This window comes from Rhizobium sp. UGM030330-04, assembly GCF_003208455.1.
Lineage (GTDB): Bacteria > Pseudomonadota > Alphaproteobacteria > Rhizobiales > Rhizobiaceae > Agrobacterium > Agrobacterium rhizogenes_A.
In genome coordinates, this window is sequence record NZ_QKML01000002.1 from 18,911 (window position 1) to 40,605 (window position 21,695).

Genomic DNA, 21,695 nt, shown 5'->3' on the forward strand with positions numbered 1-21,695 from the left:
AGGCATGTCTTTCCCACCATCTTCCAAGATAACCCAACCGGGCATATCTGGTTTCAAGGACGTGTAGCTTGCAAAAAAAATCAAACCTCATGACGCGCATTCTGTTTGCCGCGTCATCACTGGTCGTTGCCGCCTTTGCCGGCTTTTCCTTCTATATCGACAGCCTTCAGCACCGGGTCACGACGGAAGCGGTGGCGGAGAACATCGATTCGTCCGGCAAGCAGGCGGCACAGAGCATCGCCAACTGGCTGAACGGTCGCATCATGCTGACCGACACGGTGGCAAAAACGCTCGCCAAGCTTTCCGATGACGATGCGAAGGTGCAGTTCCTGCAGAACGATGTGCTGACCGCACAGTTCATGTCCACCTATTTCGGCAATGCCGAAAACGGCGTCTTCACCACATTCCCGAAAACATCGCTGCCGGAAGATTATGACCCGCGCAAGCGTCCCTGGTATCTGGACGCGGTCAAGGCCGGCAAGACGGTTCTGACCGAACCTTACAACGATGCATCGACCGGCGGCCTCATCATCACCGCAGCCATTCCGGTTTCTGTCGACGGCAAGCTGGCCGGCGTAACGGGAAGCGACTTCTCGCTGGATTCGCTGGTGACGATGATCAAGTCGGTGGATGCCGGCCAGGACGGCTATGCCTTCCTCGTCAGCAAGGACGGCAAGATTCTCATCCATCCCGATCCGAAATTCGTCGACAAGCCGCTGACCGATCTCTTCAAGGTCGATACACCGGCGATTTCCTCGGCAATCTCGCAGACCCAAATCGACGGCAAAGGCAAGATCACCAGCTTCATCCCGGTTGCCGGCCTGCCTTCGGTCGACTGGTATCTCGGATTCGTTGTCGATTCCGATGTCGCCTACAGCGCGATCGGCCAGTTCCGGCTGGCGGCAACCATTGCCACTGTTCTTGCAGCCGCAATCATGATCGCCCTGCTGGCAACCGTGCTCTCGCGCTTCATCGTCCGCCCCGTCACGCAGATGACGTCGGCCATGGAAGGCCTTGCAGCCGGCAATCTCGATGTCGCCATTCCTGGTCAGGAACGCACCGACCAGATCGGCTCGATGGCCGCGGCGGTTGCCGTGTTCCGGTCGAATGCCATGGAACGCCTGCGCCTTGAGGGCGATGCCGAAGAAAACCGCACGCTCTCCGAACAGGAGCGCAACGAACGCGAAAAACTGGCGGCAAAAGACGCGGCGGACATCCAGTTCGCGGTCGATTCGCTTGCCCGGGGACTGGCGCATCTTTCGGAAGGCGATCTCAATTACCGCATCGATACGCCCTTCGTAACCCGCATTGACCGCCTGCGCGACGACTTCAACAATTCCGTCGCCAAGCTGAACGCAGCGCTCAGCACCGTCGGCCAGAACGCCCGCGCCATCGACGCCGGCGCCGGCGAAATCCGCCAGTCGGCGGACGATCTGGCGCGACGCACCGAGCAGCAAGCGGCCTCCGTGGAAGAGACCGCAGCGGCGCTTGAGGAGATCACCACGACGGTCAAGGATTCCGCCCGCCGCGCGGAAGAAGTCGGTCGTCTGGTCGACCGCGCCCGCAGCAATGCCGAACAGTCCGGCATCATCGTCGAAGATGCGGTTCGCGCCATGGAGGGCATCGAAAAATCATCGTCCGAGATCGGCAACATCATCGGCGTGATCGACGAGATCGCCTTCCAGACCAACCTTCTGGCACTGAATGCCGGCGTGGAAGCTGCGCGTGCCGGTGAAGCCGGCAAGGGTTTTGCCGTCGTCGCACAGGAAGTGCGCGAGCTTGCCCAGCGTTCCGCCAATGCGGCCAAGGAGATCAAGACACTGATCAACGCCTCGACATCGCAGGTGCAATCCGGTGTCGATCTCGTCGGCAATGCCGGCAAGGCGCTGGAAACCATCGTCCGCGAAGTGCAGGAGATCAATCGCCACATCGACGCCATCGTGACCTCGTCGCGCGAACAGTCGACCGGGCTTCAGGAAATCAACACCGCCATCAACACCATCGATCAGGGCACGCAGCAGAATGCCGCCATGGTCGAGGAACAGACGGCCGCAAGCCACGGGCTCGCCTCGGAAGCGGCGGCGCTCAACGAGCTGCTCGCGCAGTTCCAGCTCGCCACGGCCACCCGGCGACAGGCGGAATATGGGCGGGCTGCTTAGGGAGAGAACAATATTGGCCGGATCGCTACTGCAACCAGATCGCGGCCGACAGTCACCCACTCTCGACGTCATCCTCGGGCTTGTCCCGAGGATCCAACCACGTCTCGTTTAAAAGATACGTCGCAGATGCTCGGGACAAGCCCGAGCATGACGGAGGCGAGGTCTTGCGCCTTTCTCACCCTCATGGCTGGAGCGATCCGGCCATTTTTTTGTCCACCCTCATAATAGTCGGTTCCCGCCACTCCCACGATCCGCTAGAGCTTGATCGATCATGATCATGCGGAGGGATTCATGCTGGAACTGATTTGGCGCGGCATTGCCATGGGCATTGGCGGCACCGTGTTTATGGATATATGGGCAATCGTGCTGCACCGGTTCTTCGGCCAGTCCGCGCCAAACTGGGCGCCGGTCGGCCGCTGGTTCTGGCATGTGCCGAAAGGCCGGATATTCCACGACAGCATTGCTACGGCGGAGCCCTATGAGCATGAACTGGCGCTCGGCTGGATTTCGCATTACGCCGTCGGCATTGTTTATGGCGTCATTCTCGCGCTGGTGGTCCCGGCCGCGTGGTTTGCCAATCCCTCCTTCATTGAGCCGTGGATCGTCGGCATCATAACGGTCGGCGCGGGCTGGTTCCTGTTGCAGCCGGGGCTCGGCATTGGCTGGGCGGCGTCGAAGACGCCCAACCCGAACAAGGTCCGCTTTCTCAACCTTGTTGCCCACACGGTTTTCGCCCTCGGCATGTATGCCGTGGCGCTTTTGATGCGCTAATGAAAAAGGGGGCTGAAAAGCCCCCTCTCCTGTCCGGTTCTCAGATATTCGCCGAGAAGGTATCGCAATCCTCGACACGGCCGCTCTGGAAACCGCGCTTGAACCATTCCATGCGCTGCGCCGAGGTGCCGTGGTTGAAGCTGTCAGGCACCACATAACCCTGTGTCTGCTTCTGCAGCGTATCGTCGCCGATCTGGTGGGCGGCGTTCAGCGCTTCCTCGAGGTCGCCGGTTTCGAGAATGCCCTTCTGTTCGGTAAACTTGCCCCAGATGCCGGCATAACAATCCGCCTGAAGCTCGACACGCACGGACATTTTGTTCGCATCCACCTGGCTCATCGACTGGCGGCGGCGGTTGAACTCCGGCAGAACGCCGGTCAGGTTCTGGATGTGGTGGCCGACCTCATGCGCAATCACGTAAGCCTGCGCGAAATCGCCGTCCGCGCCGAAGCGCTGGTCCAATTCCTTGAAGAAGCTGGTATCGAGATAGACCTTGCGATCACCCGGGCAATAAAACGGGCCGCTGGCGGCGGAAGCATAACCGCAGGCGGAAGACACCTGACCGGAGAACAGAACCAGCGTCGGCTTCTGATAGGTCTGACCGGCGGACTGGAAAATGCCGCTCCACGTATCTTCCGTCTCTGCCAGCACGGTGCGCACGAAAGCCGTCGTCTCGTCCGACGACTGGCCCTGCGGACGCGTGCCCGCCTGCTGGCCGCCGGATTGCTGCGTCGTACCGCCGCCATCCAGTGAAATATCGCCGCCCGAAAGCAGCGTCAGCGGATTGATACCGAGCACCCAGCTTATCAGCAGGATGACAAGAATGCCGCCAATGCCGATACCGCCGCCGCGCCGCCCGATCGGCACACGCATTCCACCACGGGAAAAAGGATCGTTGCCCGACGGCCCCGATCCCGCCGACATGCCGCGCCGGTCCTCGATATTGTCCGACTGGCGGCGCCCTCTCCATTCCATGCTATTCTCCCGGCGGATATCGCCTTAACAAGCTGCCTTATAACGGCACTATAATACATCTTGTTCCGGAAGGAAGCAGAGGTGGTAAACGGAGTCTGTCATGCGGCTCTGCGTCTTTGTTTCAGCACGGCCAGAAACAGGAAGGCAAACACGAGGGCGCCGGCGGAAAGGGCCGCAAAACCAGCCTTGCCGTCTCCGAAAGCAACTTCATGCATGATGCGTCCCGGAACAAAGGTGAAGCCGCCTGCAATCACGATACCACCGAGATAAACGCTCTGCATGATCCGCATATGACGTGCGATATCGCCGCGCCGCGCAAAATAGACCGATTGCAGACAGCCATAGAGGGTGAAGATGGAGAGCAGGTGGATCGGGCTGAAACCGTAAAACACCTTCAATTCATGGATGAAGAAGGTCGAAACTGATGTCGTGACCATCAGCGCCACCCAGATCTTGCCCAGCAGCCGGTGGATGGCGGTGCCCTTGGGGCGCAGGAAAATGAAGGCACCGAGAATGGCTGCGGGCACAACGGTGGCGACATGGAATTGCACGGCAAGCGGTGCGTCTAACAATGGCTGGAGTGACATGGGTGCTGTTTCTGCTCTGTTGAAATCACCGGCAATTTCGGCAAAACATGCGCTCAGGAAAAACCGATTGGCGCCATCAGCAGGAAAATTTCGTGGATCACCCGTATCTGCAATCCACGCTTCGTGAAATGCACGCCATCCTGCAATCGCGCAGGCTGTGGCTGACATTTCTTGCCGTGCTGGCGATCTTCATCGTGACCGGGCCTTTCGGAACAAGCGAAACCATGAGTTTCGCCGACCGGCTGCTTTACTGGACAATCATACAGGCTGGCGCCTGGACCTTTGCCATATCTTTTTCCATCATCGCCAACCGCATCTTCGCCGATAGCATCAGGAATATGCTGGCGCGCATGATGATCGGCTCGCTGGCGGCAGCCCTGCCGATCGGATTGCTGCTGACTATCACCAACCGGGTCTTTTCAGGCGCGGAAATGGGTTTCGGACCCTTTGTGCAGAGCAGCCTGTCGTCCCTGCCTCTTTGCGCCATCTTTTGCCTGCTGAGCTATCTCACCGCCAGCCAATCGCTTGAAACAGCGCCAATCGCCGCAACGGACATAGGCAAAAACACCGCACGCGAAGTGAAAAGCACCGTGCCGCTGCTGGAGCGGCTACCACCGCAAAAGCGCGGAGAATTGCTGCGGCTGTCAGTGCAGGACCACTATACTGAAATCGTCACCACGCGCGGGCATCAGCTCGTTCTGCTGCGTTTTTCCGATGCGCTGAAGGAAGTCGGCCAGACGGAAGGCTTGCAGGTGCACCGGTCGCACTGGATTGCCGATGCCGACGCCGTCTCGCTGCGCAAACAGGCCGGTCGTCTGCATGTCATTACAAGAGACGGCACGGAAATCCCCGTCAGCCGCTCCTATAATGCAGCGGTACAGGCCCGTTTTGCGGCCCTTGCCCCTGCCCGTTAAGAGTTTCTGTCGATTCCGGAATTTATGGGGTTCCGTTCTCAAAAACATTTGCCTATAAGCCGCTTCTAGCCTGAAAACATTTGAATTGCGCTCCCCGGCCGGTGATCTTCCACCCTGGCCGGTGTTTTGCGCAACCAAAAAGCGGAACGAGAGAGCCCATGCCGAAGCGCCAAGATATCAAGTCCATCCTCATCATCGGCGCGGGACCGATCGTCATCGGTCAGGCATGTGAATTCGACTATTCCGGCACGCAGGCCTGCAAGGCGCTGAAGGAAGAGGGTTACCGGGTCATTCTGGTCAACTCCAACCCGGCGACCATCATGACCGATCCGGGCCTCGCCGACGCCACTTACGTCGAGCCGATCACCCCTGAGGTCGTGGCGAAGATCATCGCCAAGGAACGCCCGGATGCGCTGCTGCCGACCATGGGCGGCCAGACCGCGCTCAACACCGCGCTCTCTCTCAAGCGCATGGGCGTTCTCGACCGCTACAATGTCGAAATGATCGGCGCCAAGCCGGAAGCCATCGACATGGCCGAGGACCGCGCCCTCTTCCGCGAAGCCATGGCCCGCATCGGCCTTGAAACCCCGCGCTCGATGCTCGCCAACGCCACAGAAATCAAGGACGCCGACCGCAAGAAGCACGAGGCCGCCCGCACCGAACTGAAGGGCAAGCTTTCCGGTCCTGAACTCGACAAGGCGCTGGACGATCTCGAAAACCAGTGGAACCTCGGCGAAACCGACCGCAAACAGCGTTACATGGCCCATGCAATGGCGATTGCCGCCCAGGCCATCGACCATGTCGGCCTGCCCGCCATTATCCGCCCGTCGTTTACGCTCGGCGGCACCGGCGGCGGCATTGCCTATAACCGCTCGGAATTCTTCGATATCGTGTCGGGTGGTCTCGACGCCTCGCCGACGACGGAAGTTCTGGTCGAAGAATCGGTTCTCGGCTGGAAGGAATATGAGATGGAAGTCGTCCGCGACAAGGCGGACAATTGCATCATCATCTGCTCCATCGAAAACATCGATCCGATGGGTGTCCACACGGGTGACTCGATCACCGTCGCGCCGGCGCTGACCTTGACCGACAAGGAATACCAGATCATGCGCAACGCCTCGATTGCGGTGCTGCGCGAGATCGGCGTGGAAACCGGCGGCTCGAACGTGCAGTTCGCCGTCAACCCGAAGGACGGCCGCCTCGTCGTCATCGAAATGAACCCGCGCGTCTCGCGCTCCTCCGCGCTGGCATCGAAGGCGACCGGCTTCCCCATCGCCAAGATCGCCGCCAAGCTCGCCATCGGCTACACGCTGGATGAGCTTGAGAACGACATCACCGGCGGTGCGACGCCTGCCTCCTTCGAACCGTCGATTGACTACGTCGTCACCAAGATCCCGCGTTTCGCCTTCGAAAAGTTCCCCGGCGCGTCCCCGATCCTCACCACCGCCATGAAGTCGGTCGGCGAAGTCATGGCGATTGGCCGCACCTTCGCGGAATCGCTGCAGAAGGCGCTGCGCGGCATGGAAACCGGCCTTACCGGTCTCGATGAAATCGAAATCCCCGGTTACGAGGAAGGCGAAGGTTCCAAGAACGCCATTCGCGCCGCCATCGGCACGCCGACGCCCGATCGCCTGCGCATGGTCGCCCAGGCGCTGCGCATGGGCATGACCGAAGAAGAAGTCCACGAAAACTCGAAGATCGACCCGTGGTTCATCGCCCAGTTCAAGGCCATCGTCGACATGGAAGCCCGCATCCGCGAGCACGGCCTGCCGCAGGATGCCGAAAACCTGCGCATGCTCAAAGCCATGGGCTTCTCCGACGCCCGCCTCGCCAGCCTGACGTCCAAGCGCCCGAAAGAAGTGGCCGAGCTGCGCAACAGCCTCAATGTTCGCCCGGTCTTCAAGCGCATCGACACCTGCGCTGCCGAATTCGCCTCGCCGACCGCCTATATGTATTCGACCTATGAAATTCCCTTCGTTGGCGCAGCCCGTTCGGAAGCGCAGGTTTCCGACCGCAAGAAGGTCGTCATCCTCGGCGGTGGCCCGAACCGTATCGGCCAGGGCATCGAGTTCGATTATTGCTGCTGCCACGCCGCCTTTGCGCTGAAGGACGCCGGCTTCGAAGCAATCATGATCAACTGCAACCCGGAAACGGTTTCCACCGACTACGACACCTCCGACCGCCTCTATTTCGAGCCGCTGACGGCCGAAGACGTGATCGAGATCATGCGCGCGGAGCAGGAAAAGGGCGAGCTGGTCGGCGTCATCGTGCAGTTCGGCGGCCAGACCCCGCTGAAGCTCGCCGAAGCGCTGGAAAAGAATGGTATCCCGATCCTCGGCACCGCGCCTGACATGATCGACCTTGCCGAAGACCGTGACCGCTTCCAGAAGCTCTTGATGAAGCTTGATCTTGCCCAGCCGAACAACGGCATCGCCTATTCGGTCGAGCAGGCCCGCCTCGTGGCCTCCGAAATCGGCTTCCCGCTGGTCGTGCGCCCGTCCTATGTTCTGGGCGGCCGCGCCATGCAGATCATCCATTCGGAAGGCCAGCTGCAGACCTATCTGCTCGACACCGTTCCGGGCCTCGTGCCCGAGGACATCAAGCAGCGTTACCCGAACGACAAGACCGGCCAGATCAACACCCTGCTCGGCAAGAACCCGCTGCTTTTCGACAGCTACCTGACCAACGCCGTCGAAGTCGACGTCGATGCGCTGTGCGATGGTGAAAACGTCTTCGTGTCAGGCATCATGGAGCATATCGAAGAAGCCGGCATCCACTCGGGCGACTCGGCCTGCTCGCTGCCGTCCCGTTCATTGAGCAAGGAAACCCTTGACGAGCTGGAGCGTCAGACGACGGCACTTGCAAAAGCGCTGAATGTCGGCGGCCTGATGAACGTGCAATATGCCATCAAGGACGGCACGATCTACGTTCTCGAAGTCAACCCGCGCGCTTCGCGCACCGTGCCTTTCGTCGCCAAGACCATTGGCGCGCCGATTGCCAAGATCGCCGCCCGCGTCATGGCCGGTGAAAAGCTCAATACAGCGATTGCCGCCTATGGCGAAAAGCCCGATCCGCGCAACCTGAAGCACATCGCCGTCAAGGAAGCCGTCTTCCCCTTCGCCCGCTTCCCCGGCGTCGACATCCTGCTCGGACCGGAAATGCGCTCGACCGGTGAAGTCATCGGCCTCGATACGGATTTCGCGCTGGCCTTCGCCAAGAGCCAGCTCGGCGCCGGTGTCGACCTGCCCCGCTCCGGCGCAGTCTTCGTCTCGGTGCGTGATGAGGACAAGGAAGGCGTTCTGCCCGCCATCCGCATTCTCGTGGAAAGCGGCTTCAAGGTGCTGGCCACCGGCGGCACCCAGCGTTTCCTCGCTGAAAAGGGCATCAACGCCGAGAAGATCAACAAGGTGCAGGAAGGCCGTCCGCATATCGAAGACGCCATCCGCAACCGTCAGGTCCAGCTCGTCATCAACACCACCGACAGCAACAAGGCGATTTCGGACAGCAAGTCGCTGCGCCGCGCGACGCTGATGCAGAAGGTGCCTTACTACACGACGATGGCCGGCGCGGAAGCGGCAGCGCTTGCCATCAAGGCGCTGAAGGCCGGTAATCTGGAAGTGAAGCCGCTGCAAAGCTACTTCCAGTAAGCGCGCTGCGGAAAATCCGCGTCATCATCTGCTGAATGAAAACGAAACGCCGCGGCCCGCCATGCCCGCGGCGTTTTGCATTGCGTAATCCCGCTGCAATCCGTTTCCGATATCGGGAAGACGTCATTCCCACATGAGGCCCGTGATGTCCCTGTCCACCACCGAAAAACCATCCTCAGCCAATGGCGGTTACATCGCGCCGGCGTGCGCCATCCCGATCATCGGTATTCATGCTCCCGTCGATGCAACTCCGGTGGCCAACACCACCATCTTGCGGAGTTGAAGCCATGGCTGGACGTCCACCGGGACCGGAGCGGGTGGCTTTTCCGCTGCGTATCGAACCCGCAATATTGAACGTGATCCGTCACACCGCGAATGGAGAACTGCGCAGCATCAATGCCCAGATCGAGATTCTGCTGAAAGAAGCCCTGCACCACCGCGCCGCAGCGGATGAGGTAAACGCGCGGCAGGACTAGACCCGAAAACCTGCCCATGGCCTGAAGAACAATGCGGTGCGGGCTTACCGAAGATCGCAGGAACCAGCGGCTGACCTCAAGCCGCCAGCGCCTCGCGCACACAATTGCGGCCCTCGCTCTTGGCACGGTAGAGGGCGCGATCCGCCATGTCGGCCAAGGTCAGGAGATCGCAACGCATCTCGCCGCTGGTCGCAACGCCGATACTGATCGTCACGCCAACGCGCAGGCCACCGCAATCGACTTCGTCCAGCGCCACGGCATTGCGGATACGTTCGCCGATCATGGAGGCTTTCTGCACACCCGCACCCGGCAGGTAGATGATGAATTCCTCGCCGCCATAACGCGCCAGCACATCGCCACCACGGATACTGCCGCCAATGCGCTTTGCGACTTCCTGAAGAACGCTGTCGCCGACAGCGTGCCCGAAACGGTCATTGATCGATTTGAAGTGATCGATATCGAGCAACATGGCCGCATCGGCAGGATCAGGCACCGCCGGCATGGCCTGGAAAAAGAACCGCCGGTTTTTCACCCCTGTCAGCGGATCGGTGTTGGCGAGAACCAGCAGTTTCCGCTCGGAGCGCTCGGCCACCAGCATCATCACGAACAGCGCAATGGCGAAGTTGAGCATGATGATAAAGAAAAATGCGTTGACCAGATTGATGGTGGTATAATCGGGGAAAAGCATGCTTTTCAGCACCGACAGCGAGATCAGGCCGGAAATACCGGTAATCGCGGCCAGCGCCAGACGGGACAATAACGGCTCCCTGCGCCATCTGGCGAGAAGCACGCCCGCGCCCGCAAGATAGGCGAGCGCCGCGCAGCCATTGAACAGGGCGGCGCGATAGGCATTGTTGTCCGCAACCTGAAATGCGGCAATGACCGCCATCAACGCGACGAGACAGAGGGGGACAATGGTGCCCCGCCCCGTGGAGCGGCCGTCGCTCAGAACCTTCAGACCGAGCCAGATCAGCGAATAGCCCGCAATGCCGAAGACGACGCTGCCGAGTTGCCACAAGACCGGCGATACGATTCCCCATTCACCGTAACCGGCAAGCGTGGAGCCTATCGTCATGGCCGCAAAGCCGCCCGCCAGGGGGAGCGGCCCCCGCAAACCGCGATTGGTCATCTTCAGATAAACAAAACTCATGAGACCCACGACATAAGAGCATTTCTGCATCAATATGACTGTCGCGAGATCGAGTTCACCCAGCATAATAGGCCCACGCAATAAATAAATCTAACCGCATCAATTATAATCTTAAGTATAAAATTTCAATAAAAATAAAAAATCAACAAATTGTAAATTAAATCATCAAAATTTAAAATATCAATAAATTATAATGTATGAATTCGAAATGTAACTTATTCGAATAATCTTATAAACTCCATATCTTTTTTGAATCGGAGAATTTCCCGCTCCTTCGCCAGCGCATCCGGCAGGCGCAGCAGATAGGATGGATGCACCGTGACAAAAAGCGTCCGCCCATCCTGCATGGGAAGAGGACGGCCACGAAGCTCGGTGAGCTTCTCCTTGCCGCCGGTCAGCGCATAGAGCGCGGTCGCACCCATGGCGACGATGAGCTTCGGTTGAACCAGTGCGATTTCCTGATTGAGCCACCAGCGGCATTGCTGCACTTCGCCCGCATCCGGCCGCTGGTGGATGCGCCGCTTGCCGCGTGTCTCATATTTGAAATGCTTGACGGCATTGGTGACGTAAAGCTGTCTGCGTTCCACCCCGATCTCACCAAGCGTCCGGTCAAACAGCCGGCCTGCGGGGCCGACGAGAGGTTGCCCGGCAAGATCCTCGTGGTCACCGGGCTGTTCGCCGACGATCATGACATCCGCATTTTCCGGCCCCTCGCCGAAAACCGTCTGCGTCGCCCTGCAATGCAGGGGGCATCGCGTACATTGGTCAGCCTGCCGCTTCAATGAGGAAAGCCCGTCGGCCGGCGCTGGCGGAGACACTTCCCGCGCCGCGGCCGCCACGGCCTGCAAACGATGGTGAAACGGCTGCGGCTGGCTTGCCTGCCTGGCCGCCATGTCGAGCACCCGTGCTTCCGCGCCGAGAACAAGGCCGGGAATGAGTTCCGCTTCAGGCAGGTTCTTCCAGTATTTCTTCGGCATCTCCGCCGTCATCGCCTTGATTTTCAGGCGAGCCGGATTGAAAATATTGGCATAATAGGTCCGCCAGAGATCATCTGTTGCATCCGTCAGATCGGGTTTGACTGCCGCCTCCCGCGACGTCTGCAGCACGCTTCCGTCCCATCGCGCCGAGCCTTTCGGCGTCGCGATCAACCAGTCCATGTCGGTGAAGCGCCGCTGGAAAAACGGCGCCGCACGCTCGACGATGAAATGATCCGGCTCGAACCAGGCGACAAAGCGCCGTCGCCCGCCCTGTCCCTGCGGCAACGGCAATTCCTTGAAACGAACGAAGGCCGTCATCTTGTGACAATCGCGGCGAACGGATTTTTCGAGCAGTCGCGCCTGCGAAACATCCGCATCGGACTTGAACTGCAGCAGGGCGCGATCCTGTCCCAGCCGCCACAACAGCCGGTAAAGCAGCGCGAAACGACCCCGATCACCGTGGCAGATCACAGCCTGCGCCAGTGCCACGAAAGAGGCGGGAACAGAAACCCGGGCAGCATCCGCATCCGCAGCCGCCACCGGCAAGGGCTCGCCGGTACAATCCAGAAGTCCGGCCCCGTCATCGCGCAACCGCCAGTCAATTGCCTCGGGCGGTATGCTGGCGGCAAGCGCCGCGCGCGCGGCATCGCGCCACTCGCCGAAATCACCCCGCCCTTCGAGAACCGGGCCATATGTCACAACAGTGACAATTGTTCGGGCTGCGGCGCAAACATCGCCCGCAGATCCGGCCGTTCGGTCAGCTTGCCGGGTGTCCAGCCCTCCGCCACGATAAAGGCTTTCACCTTCTTGAGGGACACGCCGAAGCGGGCAATATCCTCCAGCCGCAACCGGCGGAAGCGTCGCGACGACAGGATGGAGGCGACCGTCTTCGTACCGAAACCCGGCACGCGCAGCAGCATCTCCCGATCCGCCACGTTGACATCCACCGGGAAACGCTCGCGATGTTTCAGCGCCCAGGCAAGCTTCGGATCGATATCGAGATCGAGCATGCCATCACCGCCAGTCGCGGTTATCTCGCCAATGTCGAAACCGTAAAAACGATAAAGCCAGTCGGCCTGATAAAGCCTGTGCTCACGCATCAGGGGCGGCTTGATCAGCGGCAGGTTCTTTGAGGAATCCGGAATGGGGCTGAAGGCCGAATAATAGACGCGCCGCAAACCGTAACTGCCATAAAGCCGGGCGCTGGTGGAGAGAATGGTGCTGTCATCAGCACCGTCCGCGCCGACGATCATCTGCGTGCTCTGCCCGGCGGGCGCGAAGCGCTTGGTCCGGCGCGTGCGTACCGTCGGCTCCCCCGCCTCCTCGATCTTCAGGCGTATATCGGCCATGGAGCGGCGAATATTGGCGGGCTGCTTTTCCGGCGCGAAACGGCCGATGCCGCTATCGGTGGGCAATTCGATATTGATCGACAGCCGGTCCGCGTAAAGCCCCGCCTCCTCTATGAGTTTCGGCGATGCTTCGGGAATGGATTTCAGGTGGATATAGCCCCGAAAACCATGCGTGACACGCAACTCCCGCGCCACACGCACCATCTCTTCCATCGTGTGATCTGAGGAACGGATGATGCCGGAGGACAAAAACAGTCCCTCGATATAGTTGCGCCGGTAAAATTCCAGCGTCAGCCATACCACCTCCTCGGCGGTGAACCGTGCCCTCTCCACATTGCTGGAGGAGCGGTTGATGCAATAGGCGCAATCGTAAATGCAGAAATTGGTGAGCAGGATTTTCAGGAGCGAAATGCAGCGCCCATCCGGCGCATAGGCGTGGCATATGCCCGAGCCCTCCGTGGAGCCCAGCCCGCCTGACGCCGCGGAGTTGCGTTTCACCGTGCCGCTCGACGCACAGGACGCATCGTATTTCGCCGCGTCAGAGAGAATGGCCAGTCGCTGCCTGATTGACTTCTTCATAATAATGTTCACTATATGTTCTATTGAAAAATGTCAATCATATCGCTTAAGCCTATGAATAGACGCGGGAATATGCCCTCCTCAAATTTGCTGGCATTTCGCTGTCGTCTTCTGATATAGTCGGCTCAGTTATGATTTTGGCATGGTTCCGGAGTTCCTCTCCGGAACCTGTTTCTTTTTGTGTCTGCAAGTAAAGCGACCGGAATGCGAAGGATAAAAAAATGGTAGAAAAAGTACCGATGACTCAGGGTGGATTCGTCAAGCTGCAGGAGGAGCTGCGCTGGCGTCAGCAGGAGGAACGCCCCCGTATCATCGAGGCGATTGCCGAGGCGCGCGCCCATGGCGACCTTTCGGAAAACGCCGAGTACCATGCTGCCAAGGAAGCCCAGAGCCACAATGAAGGCCGCATCACCGAACTCGAAGACCTGACCGCGCGCGCGGAAGTCATCGACCTTTCCAAGATGTCGGGCTCGAAGATCAAGTTCGGCGCCACCGTGAAGCTGGTGGACGAGGACAGCGACGAGGAAAAGACCTATCAGATCGTCGGCGACCAGGAAGCCGATGTGAAGGCTGGCCGCATTTCCATTTCCTCACCCATCGCCCGTGCCCTGATCGGCAAGGAAGTCGGTGACAGCATCGAAGTCAACGCCCCGGGCGGTGCCAAGGGCTACGAAATCCTCGCGGTACAGTGGGGCTGATGAGCCTCGCGCAATGCGCCCCTCGCGGGCGCATTGCTTTTTGACGTATCAAACCGCCAAACCAGCTGCAGAGACGGAAGCCCATCTTGTCCCACGTCAGTCTGAAAGATGTGCAGGTGCTTGCACCGAACTTCAAGCGCAGGCTCTCCGGCGTCACCTCCACCATCGTTCAGCTCATCCCCGTGCAGAACCGGCTGGGACAGAAGGTAGCCGTTATCGGCCCCGGCCTGCCGCCGCATCTGCCACATGTGCGCTTTCGCGATCTGTGGCATCTGTGGCAAAACGGCCCGCTCGGCGGCCCGCGCATCTGGCACGCCCGCCGCAATCTGGAAATGTTGCCGGGCATTTTCATGCGCGATGTGCTGCGCATGAAGGTGAAGCTGCTGTTCACCTCGGCGGCACAGAGGCGACATTCCGCCTATACCCGATTTCTGATTTCGAAGATGGATGCCGTGGTTGCGACCAGCACCCGCTCCGGCTCGTTTCTGGAAGTGCCCCATGGCGTCGTCATGCATGGCGTCGATACCGACCTGTTTCACCCGGCAACCGGCCCGGAAGACACGATCGCGGCCACAGGACTGCCGGGACAATATCTGATCGGCTGCTTCGGGCGGGTGCGCCACCAGAAGGGCACCGATCTCTTCGTGCGCGCCATGATCGAACTTCTGCCCCACCACCCGCAATGGACGGCCGTGGTTTCCGGCCGTGTGACGGCGGAACACAAGGCCTTTGGTGACGCGCTCAAGGCCGATGTCGCCGCCGCCGGCCTTTCCGACCGCATCGTGTTTCAGGGCGAAGTCGATGACATCAAGCCCTGGTACCGGCGGCTGACGCTTTATGTCGCGCCGTCGCGCAATGAGGGTTTCGGTTTGACGCCGCTTGAGGCCATGGCGTCGGAAACCGCCGTCGTCGCCAGCACTGCCGGCGCTTACGAGGAAATGATCGTCAAGGGTGAGACCGGTGCGGTTGTTGAAGCGGGTGACTATGCGTCGCTGAAAGATGCGATAGAGACCTATCTGGCCGACCCGGCTCTGGCGTTGAACCATGCCCGTGCCGGACTTGCGCACGTGCGCACCCTATTCCCGCTGGAAAAAGAGGCGACAAGCCTCGGTGCGGTCTATGACGCGCTACGGCGCGGATAGGGCGCGCAAGGCTGCCGCCGTTCAGATTTCCACCAGACCAACGCGTTTCACCTGACGGATGGTGAGCATGGTGCGCACCGTATCGACATTCTCATCCGCCGTCAGAACCTCGATGACGAAATCCTGAAATTCGGTCAGGTTTTTCGCCACACAATGCAGCAGGAAATCGCTTTCGCCCGAGACCATCCAGGCCTGACGCACCAGTGACCAGCCGGCGGTCGCCGCCGCAAAGGCCTTCAGGTTGCTGTCCGACTGGCGCTTGAGGCCGACCATGCAGAAGGCGACGAGATCAAAACCCAGCTTCGGCGCGTTCAACATGGCGTGATACCCCTCGATCACACCCGCCTCCTCCAGCTTGCGGACGCGCCTGAGGCAGGGCGGAGCGGAAATACCGACCCTTTCGGCCAGTTCCACATTGGTCATGCGCCCGTCGCGCTGCAATTCGCGCAGGATTTTCAGATCGATGGCATCGAGTTCGACGCTGGTCACGGAGAAGTTCCTCGTTAAGCCGTAGAAGTTCCTTGTACTATTCGGCACGGGATTCGCAACAATATGCCGCCAGCGGGTCACAAAATTGCGCGCGCATCCACAACTGCCTTGTTGGTAACGCAAGGCTGCCCTTGAATAAAGGCACTAGACAACCTTAAATACCTGCCAACGAAGGGGTTGTGGCCCGTCCGCCGTCCTGCGGCTGGAAGGCCCCCGACCAAGAGACCCCGCTATTGAGAAGGAATGTTTCCATGTCTGCCCGCCACACGAAGGTATTGATCATCGGCTCCGGTCCCGCCGGCTATACGGCGGCGATCTACGCGGCCCGCGCAATGCTGAAACCCGTGCTGATTGCCGGCATGGAACAGGGCGGCCAGCTGATGATCACCACCGATGTCGAAAACTATCCGGGCTTTGCCGATCCGATTCAGGGCCCGTGGCTGATGGACCAGATGCTGAAGCAGGCAACCCATGTGGGCGCGGAAATCGTCAGCGACCTCGTCACCGAAGTTGACACCACGACCCGGCCTTTCGTGGTCAAGACCGATTCTGGCCAGGTCTGGACAGCCGACACGCTGATCATCGCCACCGGCGCCAAGGCCAAGTGGCTCGGCATCGAAAGCGAGCAGCATTTCCAGGGCTTCGGCGTTTCCGCCTGCGCCACCTGCGACGGGTTCTTCTATCGCAACAAGGATGTGATCGTGGTCGGCGGCGGCAATTCCGCCGTGGAAGAAGCGCTGTATCTCGCCCATATCGCCAGATCGGTGACAGTCGTGCATCGCCGCGACAGCTTCCGTTCGGAAAAAATCCTGCAGGAACGGCTGTTTGCCAAGGAAAACGTCAAGATTCTCTGGAACACCGAAGTCGCCGAAATCACCGGCGCACCCGCAAAGCCGCCGATGCCGCCTTCCGTCTCGGGCGTGAAGCTGCGTGACACCAAGACCGGCGCGATCAGCGACATGCCCATCGACGGCGTCTTTGTCGCCATCGGCCATGCGCCGGCGGTCGAGCTCTTCAAGGGCAAGGTGAAGCTGAAAGACAACGGCTATATGTGGACCGCTCCCGATTCCACGGCAACCGACGTGGAAGGCATCTTCGCGGCCGGCGACGTCACCGACGACATTTACCGCCAGGCGATCACCGCCGCCGGCATGGGCTGCATGGCTGCCCTCGAAGCAGAACGTTATCTGACCGCGCAGCAGCCGCTTGCGGTAGCAGCCGAATAACCGAAAGGCAGGGTGGGCATGGCAATGCCATTGGACTGGGATAAACTGCGCATTTTTCATGCCGCCGCCGAAGCAGGGTCTTTCACCCATGCCGCCGACAAGCTGCATTTGTCCCAGTCGGCCATCAGCCGTCAGGTCAGCGCGCTGGAGCAGGATGTCGGCGTCAAGCTGTTCCATCGCCATGCCCGCGGCCTGATTCTGACCGAACAGGGCGAATTGCTTTATCGCACCGCCCATGACGTGCTGCTGAAGCTCGAAACCGTCAAGATGCAGCTCACCGAAACGACGGAGAAGCCGAGCGGCAAGCTGCGCGTGACAACGACGGTCGGTCTCGGCCAGGGCTGGCTGACGGACAAGGTGCAGGAATTCCTGCAGCTCTATCCGGAAATGTCGATCCAGCTCATCCTCGACAACGAGGAGCTGGACGTGAACATGCGCCACGCCGATTGCGCCATCCGCCTGCGCCAGCCGCAGCAGTCGGACCTCATCCAGCGCAAGCTGTTCACGGTGCACATGCACGTCTATGCCGCGCCGTCCTATATCAACCGCCATGGTGAGCCGCAGTCGGTCGAAGATCTCGACAATCACCGCATCATCTCCTTCGGCGAACCGGCGCCCAACTATCTGCTGGATGTCAACTGGCTGGAAAACGCCGGGCGTTCCTCAGACAATACGCGCACGCCGCATCTGCAGATCAACAGCCAGACCTCGATCAAGCGCGCCTGCCTGCTGGGAATCGGCATTGCCTGCTTGCCGGATTATATCGTCGGCCGCGATCCCGGCCTCATCCAGCTGTCGCTCGCCGCAGATATTCCGTCATTCGATACCTACTTCTGTTATCCGGACGAGATGAAAAACGCCGCAAAGCTGAAAGCCTTCCGCGACTTCATCGTTGCCAAGGCGCGCAACTGGAACTTCTGACGTAAAAATAATCGACGTTCAGAGACAATCATTTAAATTCAAAGACTTACAAAGGTAGAAGCAAGAGAGGCGCGCAGGCGCCCCTCTTCAGCATTGCACATAAAATATACCGGAAATATCGAGGCCTGCGCGGTTTGCATGCCTGACCTGCACAAAAAAGAGTTGTTTCGTGCACAAAAAAGCACCATATCGCTCTCAGCTGATGCACACGGTGGCTTTTCCTCCCAGTTCCACCGCATCAGCTGTTCCCCTCTGGAGGTTTTTGACCTTCACACTTAAAGGGCCCTGGATCCTTCCGGCGGCCCTCTTTTTTTACCCGCAAGAATTTTCTCCATTTTGGCGAAATATCGCATGATGCAACCTTGTTTTGCATTATTGCCGCTCCCATATTTCAATTGGCTGTCACGCTCGCCCAAGGCACGCGACAGCTGTTCCCCTCTGGAGGTTTTGACCTTCAAACTTATCAGGCCGCGGAAATATCCAGCGGCCTTCTTTTTTACCGCTACCGCCGAAGCAGCCTCACGGATACGTGACTTGTATATCGACAATCATCGATATAAATATCGCTCATGCCAGATATTGAAGAAGCACCGATGAACCCGGAGGAAATCCTCAAAGCCCTTTCGCACCCCGCAAGGCTGAAGTTTCTTGAATGGCTGAAAAGCCCCGAAAGCCATTTCTGCCAGGACCATCCGCTGAGCATGGGGGTATGCGCCAATCAGTTCCAGATCAGCGGCCTGTCCCAATCCACCGTCTCGTCGCATCTGGCGGTGTTGCAGGCGGCCGGGCTGATAAGGTCGAAGAAAGTCGGGCAATGGGTGTTTTTCGAACGGAACGAAGAAACCATCGACGCTTTCCGCAATTATCTGCAAGCCAATCTCTGAGCCTCCCAAGCTTTGAGCCCCGGGGTGCCGGACCGGAAACCGCAAGGCGGTATTCTGGCCGGCACCCGCATAAAGACAGCGCGCCTGCCGCGCAATTTCGCCAACCGACCAGAAAGTGAAGTCGCATGACCAGTCTTTTCGAACCGGCACAGGCCGGCGATATCGCACTCGCCAACCGTATCGTCATGGCCCCCCTCACCCGCAACCGTTCGCCGGGTGCAATTCCCAACAATCTCAACGCCACCTATTACGAACAGCGCGCCACAGCGGGATTGATCGTTACCGAAGGCACGCCGATTTCCCAGCAGGGTCAGGGTTATGCCGATGTTCCCGGCCTCTATAAGCGGGAAGCGATCGAGGGCTGGAAAAAGGTCACCGACGGCGTGCATTCGGCAGGCGGCAAGATCGTCGCGCAGATCTGGCACGTGGGCCGCATTTCCCACACCTCGCTGCAACCGCATGGCGGCCAGCCGGTTGCCCCTTCCGCCATCCCCGCCAAGTCGAAGACCTATATCATCAATGATGACGGCACCGGCGCCTTTGCCGAAACCTCCGAGCCCCGCGCGCTCACCATCGACGATATCGGCCTCATCCTCGAGGACTACCGCAGCGGCGCACGCGCAGCGCTGGAGGCCGGTTTCGACGGTGTCGAAATCCACGCCGCCAACGGTTATCTGATCGAGCAGTTCCTGAAATCCAGCACCAACCAGCGCACAGACGATTACGGCGGCTCGATCGAAAACCGCGCCCGTTTCCTGCTGGAAGTTGTCGATGCGGTGGCGGAAGAGATCGGCGCAGGCCGCACCGGCATCCGCCTTTCGCCGGTCACCCCTGCCAACGACATTTTCGAGGCCGATCCTCAGCCGCTTTATGATTACGTGGCCGAACAGCTCGGCAAGCGCAATCTCGCCTTCATCCACGTTGTGGAGGGGGCAACGGGTGGCCCGCGTGATTTCAAGCAGGGCGACAAGCCCTTCGATTACGCGGCTTTCAAGGGTGCTTATCGCAATGCCGGCGGCAAGGGCCTGTGGATCGCCAATAATGGCTATGACCGTGGGAGCGCCATCGAAGCCGTGGAAAGCGGCAAGGTCGACGCTGTGGCCTTCGGCAAGGCCTTCATCGCCAATCCGGATCTGGTGCGCCGCCTGAAAAACGACGCGCCGCTGAACGAGCCGAACCAGCCGACCTTCTATGGCGGCGGCGCCGAGGGCTATACCGACTATCCGGCACTTGGCTGATAGTCGATAAACCAGACGCCGCGCTGCTTTTCCGCAGTGCGGTGTTTTCCGTTTCAGGATAAGGCGCGGGCCTGCCGCGCGGCGTAATCGGAAAACGCGCCCATGACAAAAGCATTGGCAACATGAAGCGCCTGCAGAAAGCCGTTGCCCGTTTCCCGACCGATGCTCATCAACGCCACCTGCAGACAATAGAGGGCGAGCAGCACGAGCGCGCAGCCAAGGTTCGGCCGCACCTCTTCATGGCGCAGCGCGAGGACCACAAGCGACGCGACGGGAACCGCGATAAAGATGCCGAGCCCCTTGTGCACCGGAAGCAGCGACCCGTCATAATAGATCGATAGCCCGGCCAGCAGCACCTGCGCGAAAATCAGGACCGGCACGCCCGCCGAAATCACAGCGAACACGCGACGCCGTGGAGATAGCCCATTCGCCACCGTCGCCATCACACCCTGCCCCCGGCATCGGCCGAACGGTGAAGACCGGCCGGCTCCCGTGTCTGCTCAAGGCAGCCAAGGCTTGCCAGCGTCGCCGATACCGCAATATCAACAGGGGTTTTCGGCTCTGCCCCAAGAAAATCCACAAGCTTGCGGTTGCTCATACGGATCGGCATCTGCCAGAGATATTGCATTTCCAGCACTTCCCGGAACAACGGAACGAAGGGTGCGGCCAGCCTTATGCCCGGCCAGAAAAGCCGACGCATCTTGACCGGGTGACCGGCGGCCCGCTCGATCGCCCCGACCAGTTGCAGCCCGTCGAAATCCCAGAAACCTTCCATGTGATAAACGGCGAAAGCGGGAAGTTCGCCCGAACGATCAAGCAACCGCCCGATCGTTTCAGCCACATCAGGCAGATATGCCCATTGATGCCCGGCATGGGGCGCCGCAGGATTCTGGACACTGCGGACCGGCTTTCCCGGCCGCACCAGCATCTGTGAAAACCAGTTGTTTTTCGCATCCGGCCCAAAGAAATCGCCGGCACGGACGATCAGGACCGGTACACCGCGCATCGACGCCATTTTCAGCCGCCGTTCCATTTCCACGCGCAGGGCACCCTTGCGGGTAAAAGGCTTTTGCGAGCTATCCTCCGTCAGAAGCGGAAAGGCGTCGGCCCCGAAGTTATAGACGCTACCGGGAAAGACGACCCGCGCTCCGCAGCCCTCGGCGGCGGCGATGGTGTTGTCCAGCATCGGCAGTACCTGGCCGTCCCAATCGCGATATCCGGGAGGATTGACCGCATGGACGATGAGCGAAGCGCCTTTTGCAGCCTCCGCCACATCCTGCCGGTTCATGGCATCGCCTTTCACGCGTTCCATGCCATCCGCCATGGCTGCCGATGCCGGATGGCGTGTCAGCGCCCTCAGCCGCCAGCCCCGTTGCAGCAACATCTTCGCCACGTGACTGCCGACGCCGCCGTTTGCCCCGACGATCAGGGCCAGAGGTTTGTCATTCTCTGCTGTATTCGCGTGGTTTTCATATATCATCACCGAAACTCCTTTTCTGACTGGAGTATCGTCCC

19 protein-coding genes are annotated in these 21,695 nt (G+C 59.8%); 11 read left to right on the forward strand and 8 right to left on the reverse strand.

The genetic code is table 11. The features are described from left to right. Nucleotides 1–68: 68 nt before the first annotated feature. On the forward strand, nucleotides 69–2,159 hold the full coding sequence (mcpU, locus tag N434_RS03035; protein ID WP_065113823.1) for a methyl-accepting chemotaxis protein McpU: 2,091 nt from the start codon (nucleotides 69–71) through the stop codon (nucleotides 2,157–2,159). A gap of 291 nt (nucleotides 2,160–2,450) precedes the next feature. After that, complete coding sequence (locus N434_RS03040; RefSeq protein ID WP_110756440.1) at nucleotides 2,451–2,930, forward strand: DUF2938 domain-containing protein; 480 nt, start codon at nucleotides 2,451–2,453, stop codon at nucleotides 2,928–2,930. A gap of 40 nt (nucleotides 2,931–2,970) precedes the next feature. Here the strand turns inward: N434_RS03040 and ypfJ are convergent, their stop codons facing one another. Next, a complete protein-coding gene (ypfJ, locus tag N434_RS03045) occupies nucleotides 2,971–3,903 on the reverse strand; it encodes a KPN_02809 family neutral zinc metallopeptidase (protein ID WP_110756010.1) in 933 nt (310 codons plus the stop codon). A 98-nt stretch (nucleotides 3,904–4,001) separates the two neighbouring features. Then, the gene (locus N434_RS03050) at nucleotides 4,002–4,490 is read right to left on the reverse strand and encodes a DUF2306 domain-containing protein (RefSeq protein WP_110756012.1); all 489 of its coding nucleotides are present in this window, start codon (nucleotides 4,488–4,490) and stop codon (nucleotides 4,002–4,004) included. Between the two features lie 92 nt (nucleotides 4,491–4,582). On the opposite strand from N434_RS03050, the gene N434_RS03055 reads away from it, so the two are divergent. The 3 genes from N434_RS03055 (at nucleotide 4,583) to N434_RS03065 (ending at nucleotide 9,527) form a co-directional block, all read left to right on the forward strand. After that, a complete protein-coding gene (locus N434_RS03055; protein WP_286172088.1) occupies nucleotides 4,583–5,404 on the forward strand; it encodes a LytTR family DNA-binding domain-containing protein in 822 nt (273 codons plus the stop codon). A gap of 158 nt (nucleotides 5,405–5,562) precedes the next feature. Then, complete coding sequence (carB, locus tag N434_RS03060; RefSeq protein ID WP_110756014.1) at nucleotides 5,563–9,051, forward strand: carbamoyl-phosphate synthase large subunit; 3,489 nt, start codon at nucleotides 5,563–5,565, stop codon at nucleotides 9,049–9,051. Nucleotides 9,052–9,338: 287 nt separating this feature from the next. Continuing rightward, nucleotides 9,339–9,527 (forward strand): type II toxin-antitoxin system antitoxin, encoded by a 189-nt coding sequence (locus tag N434_RS03065; protein ID WP_065113829.1) that lies wholly within the window; start codon nucleotides 9,339–9,341, stop codon nucleotides 9,525–9,527. A gap of 76 nt (nucleotides 9,528–9,603) precedes the next feature. Here N434_RS03065 and N434_RS03070 read toward each other — a convergent pair whose 3' ends face one another. The 3 genes from N434_RS03070 to N434_RS03080 form a co-directional block, all read right to left on the reverse strand. After that, on the reverse strand, nucleotides 9,604–10,743 hold the full coding sequence (locus tag N434_RS03070) for a GGDEF domain-containing protein (RefSeq protein ID WP_065116020.1): 1,140 nt from the start codon (nucleotides 10,741–10,743) through the stop codon (nucleotides 9,604–9,606). Between the two features lie 149 nt (nucleotides 10,744–10,892). After that, on the reverse strand, nucleotides 10,893–12,353 hold the full coding sequence (locus N434_RS03075; protein ID WP_110756016.1) for a UdgX family uracil-DNA binding protein: 1,461 nt from the start codon (nucleotides 12,351–12,353) through the stop codon (nucleotides 10,893–10,895). Beyond that, the gene (locus tag N434_RS03080; protein ID WP_110756018.1) at nucleotides 12,350–13,582 is read right to left on the reverse strand and encodes a putative DNA modification/repair radical SAM protein; all 1,233 of its coding nucleotides are present in this window, start codon (nucleotides 13,580–13,582) and stop codon (nucleotides 12,350–12,352) included. Before N434_RS03080 ends, N434_RS03075 begins: the two co-directional genes overlap by 4 nt. 221 nt (nucleotides 13,583–13,803) lie before the next feature. Between N434_RS03080 and greA the strand changes: the two genes are divergently transcribed. Continuing rightward, the gene (gene greA, locus N434_RS03085) at nucleotides 13,804–14,280 is read left to right on the forward strand and encodes a transcription elongation factor GreA (RefSeq protein WP_003522847.1); all 477 of its coding nucleotides are present in this window, start codon (nucleotides 13,804–13,806) and stop codon (nucleotides 14,278–14,280) included. 86 nt (nucleotides 14,281–14,366) lie between these two features. Then, nucleotides 14,367–15,422 carry a glycosyltransferase family 4 protein gene (locus tag N434_RS03090; RefSeq protein ID WP_110756020.1) on the forward strand — a complete coding sequence of 352 codons (1,056 nt, stop codon included), beginning with the start codon at nucleotides 14,367–14,369 and terminating at the stop codon, nucleotides 15,420–15,422. A 21-nt stretch (nucleotides 15,423–15,443) separates the two neighbouring features. On the opposite strand, the gene N434_RS03095 is transcribed toward N434_RS03090, so the two are convergent. Further along, on the reverse strand, nucleotides 15,444–15,911 hold the full coding sequence (locus tag N434_RS03095; RefSeq protein WP_020811379.1) for an Lrp/AsnC family transcriptional regulator: 468 nt from the start codon (nucleotides 15,909–15,911) through the stop codon (nucleotides 15,444–15,446). A gap of 251 nt (nucleotides 15,912–16,162) precedes the next feature. Between N434_RS03095 and trxB the strand changes: the two genes are divergently transcribed. From trxB to N434_RS03120, 4 genes are all read left to right on the forward strand, one after another. Then, nucleotides 16,163–17,137, forward strand: coding sequence for a thioredoxin-disulfide reductase (gene trxB / locus N434_RS03100; RefSeq protein WP_065113834.1), 975 nt, complete (start codon nucleotides 16,163–16,165; stop codon nucleotides 17,135–17,137). 24 nt (nucleotides 17,138–17,161) lie between these two features. Continuing rightward, on the forward strand, nucleotides 17,162–18,058 hold the full coding sequence (locus N434_RS03105; protein WP_034498849.1) for a LysR family transcriptional regulator VtlR: 897 nt from the start codon (nucleotides 17,162–17,164) through the stop codon (nucleotides 18,056–18,058). 593 nt (nucleotides 18,059–18,651) lie between these two features. Next, nucleotides 18,652–18,942, forward strand: coding sequence for an ArsR/SmtB family transcription factor (locus N434_RS03115; protein WP_003513408.1), 291 nt, complete (start codon nucleotides 18,652–18,654; stop codon nucleotides 18,940–18,942). Nucleotides 18,943–19,067: 125 nt separating this feature from the next. Next, nucleotides 19,068–20,180: an alkene reductase gene (locus N434_RS03120; RefSeq protein ID WP_110756025.1), complete on the forward strand. Its 1,113-nt coding sequence runs from the start codon at nucleotides 19,068–19,070 to the stop codon at nucleotides 20,178–20,180. A 53-nt stretch (nucleotides 20,181–20,233) separates the two neighbouring features. Here the strand turns inward: N434_RS03120 and N434_RS03125 are convergent, their stop codons facing one another. Together N434_RS03125 and N434_RS03130 are read right to left on the reverse strand one after the other, a co-directional pair. Next, complete coding sequence (locus tag N434_RS03125) at nucleotides 20,234–20,623, reverse strand: DUF6220 domain-containing protein (protein ID WP_110756027.1); 390 nt, start codon at nucleotides 20,621–20,623, stop codon at nucleotides 20,234–20,236. Beyond that, nucleotides 20,623–21,660, reverse strand: coding sequence for an NAD(P)H-binding protein (locus tag N434_RS03130; protein ID WP_110756028.1), 1,038 nt, complete (start codon nucleotides 21,658–21,660; stop codon nucleotides 20,623–20,625). The genes N434_RS03125 and N434_RS03130 overlap by 1 nt, the downstream gene beginning before the upstream one ends. Nucleotides 21,661–21,695 lie beyond the last annotated feature (35 nt).

What these genes read in the sequence shown, in the direction of transcription:
- N434_RS03040 (WP_110756440.1), top strand. Translation starts at nt 2,451, where the DNA reads ATGCTGGAACTGATTTGGCGCGGCATTGCCATGGGCATTGGCGGCACC.
- ypfJ (WP_110756010.1), bottom strand. Translation starts at nt 3,903, where the DNA reads ATGGAATGGAGAGGGCGCCGCCAGTCGGACAATATCGAGGACCGGCGC.
- N434_RS03050 (WP_110756012.1), bottom strand. Translation starts at nt 4,490, where the DNA reads ATGTCACTCCAGCCATTGTTAGACGCACCGCTTGCCGTGCAATTCCAT.
- carB (WP_110756014.1), top strand. Translation starts at nt 5,563, where the DNA reads ATGCCGAAGCGCCAAGATATCAAGTCCATCCTCATCATCGGCGCGGGA.
- N434_RS03065 (WP_065113829.1), top strand. Translation starts at nt 9,339, where the DNA reads ATGGCTGGACGTCCACCGGGACCGGAGCGGGTGGCTTTTCCGCTGCGT.
- N434_RS03070 (WP_065116020.1), bottom strand. Translation starts at nt 10,743, where the DNA reads ATGCTGGGTGAACTCGATCTCGCGACAGTCATATTGATGCAGAAATGC.
- N434_RS03080 (WP_110756018.1), bottom strand. Translation starts at nt 13,582, where the DNA reads ATGAAGAAGTCAATCAGGCAGCGACTGGCCATTCTCTCTGACGCGGCG.
- greA (WP_003522847.1), top strand. Translation starts at nt 13,804, where the DNA reads ATGGTAGAAAAAGTACCGATGACTCAGGGTGGATTCGTCAAGCTGCAG.
- trxB (WP_065113834.1), top strand. Translation starts at nt 16,163, where the DNA reads ATGTCTGCCCGCCACACGAAGGTATTGATCATCGGCTCCGGTCCCGCC.
- N434_RS03105 (WP_034498849.1), top strand. Translation starts at nt 17,162, where the DNA reads ATGCCATTGGACTGGGATAAACTGCGCATTTTTCATGCCGCCGCCGAA.
- N434_RS03115 (WP_003513408.1), top strand. Translation starts at nt 18,652, where the DNA reads ATGAACCCGGAGGAAATCCTCAAAGCCCTTTCGCACCCCGCAAGGCTG.
- N434_RS03120 (WP_110756025.1), top strand. Translation starts at nt 19,068, where the DNA reads ATGACCAGTCTTTTCGAACCGGCACAGGCCGGCGATATCGCACTCGCC.
- N434_RS03125 (WP_110756027.1), bottom strand. Translation starts at nt 20,623, where the DNA reads ATGGCGACGGTGGCGAATGGGCTATCTCCACGGCGTCGCGTGTTCGCT.
- N434_RS03130 (WP_110756028.1), bottom strand. Translation starts at nt 21,660, where the DNA reads ATGATATATGAAAACCACGCGAATACAGCAGAGAATGACAAACCTCTG.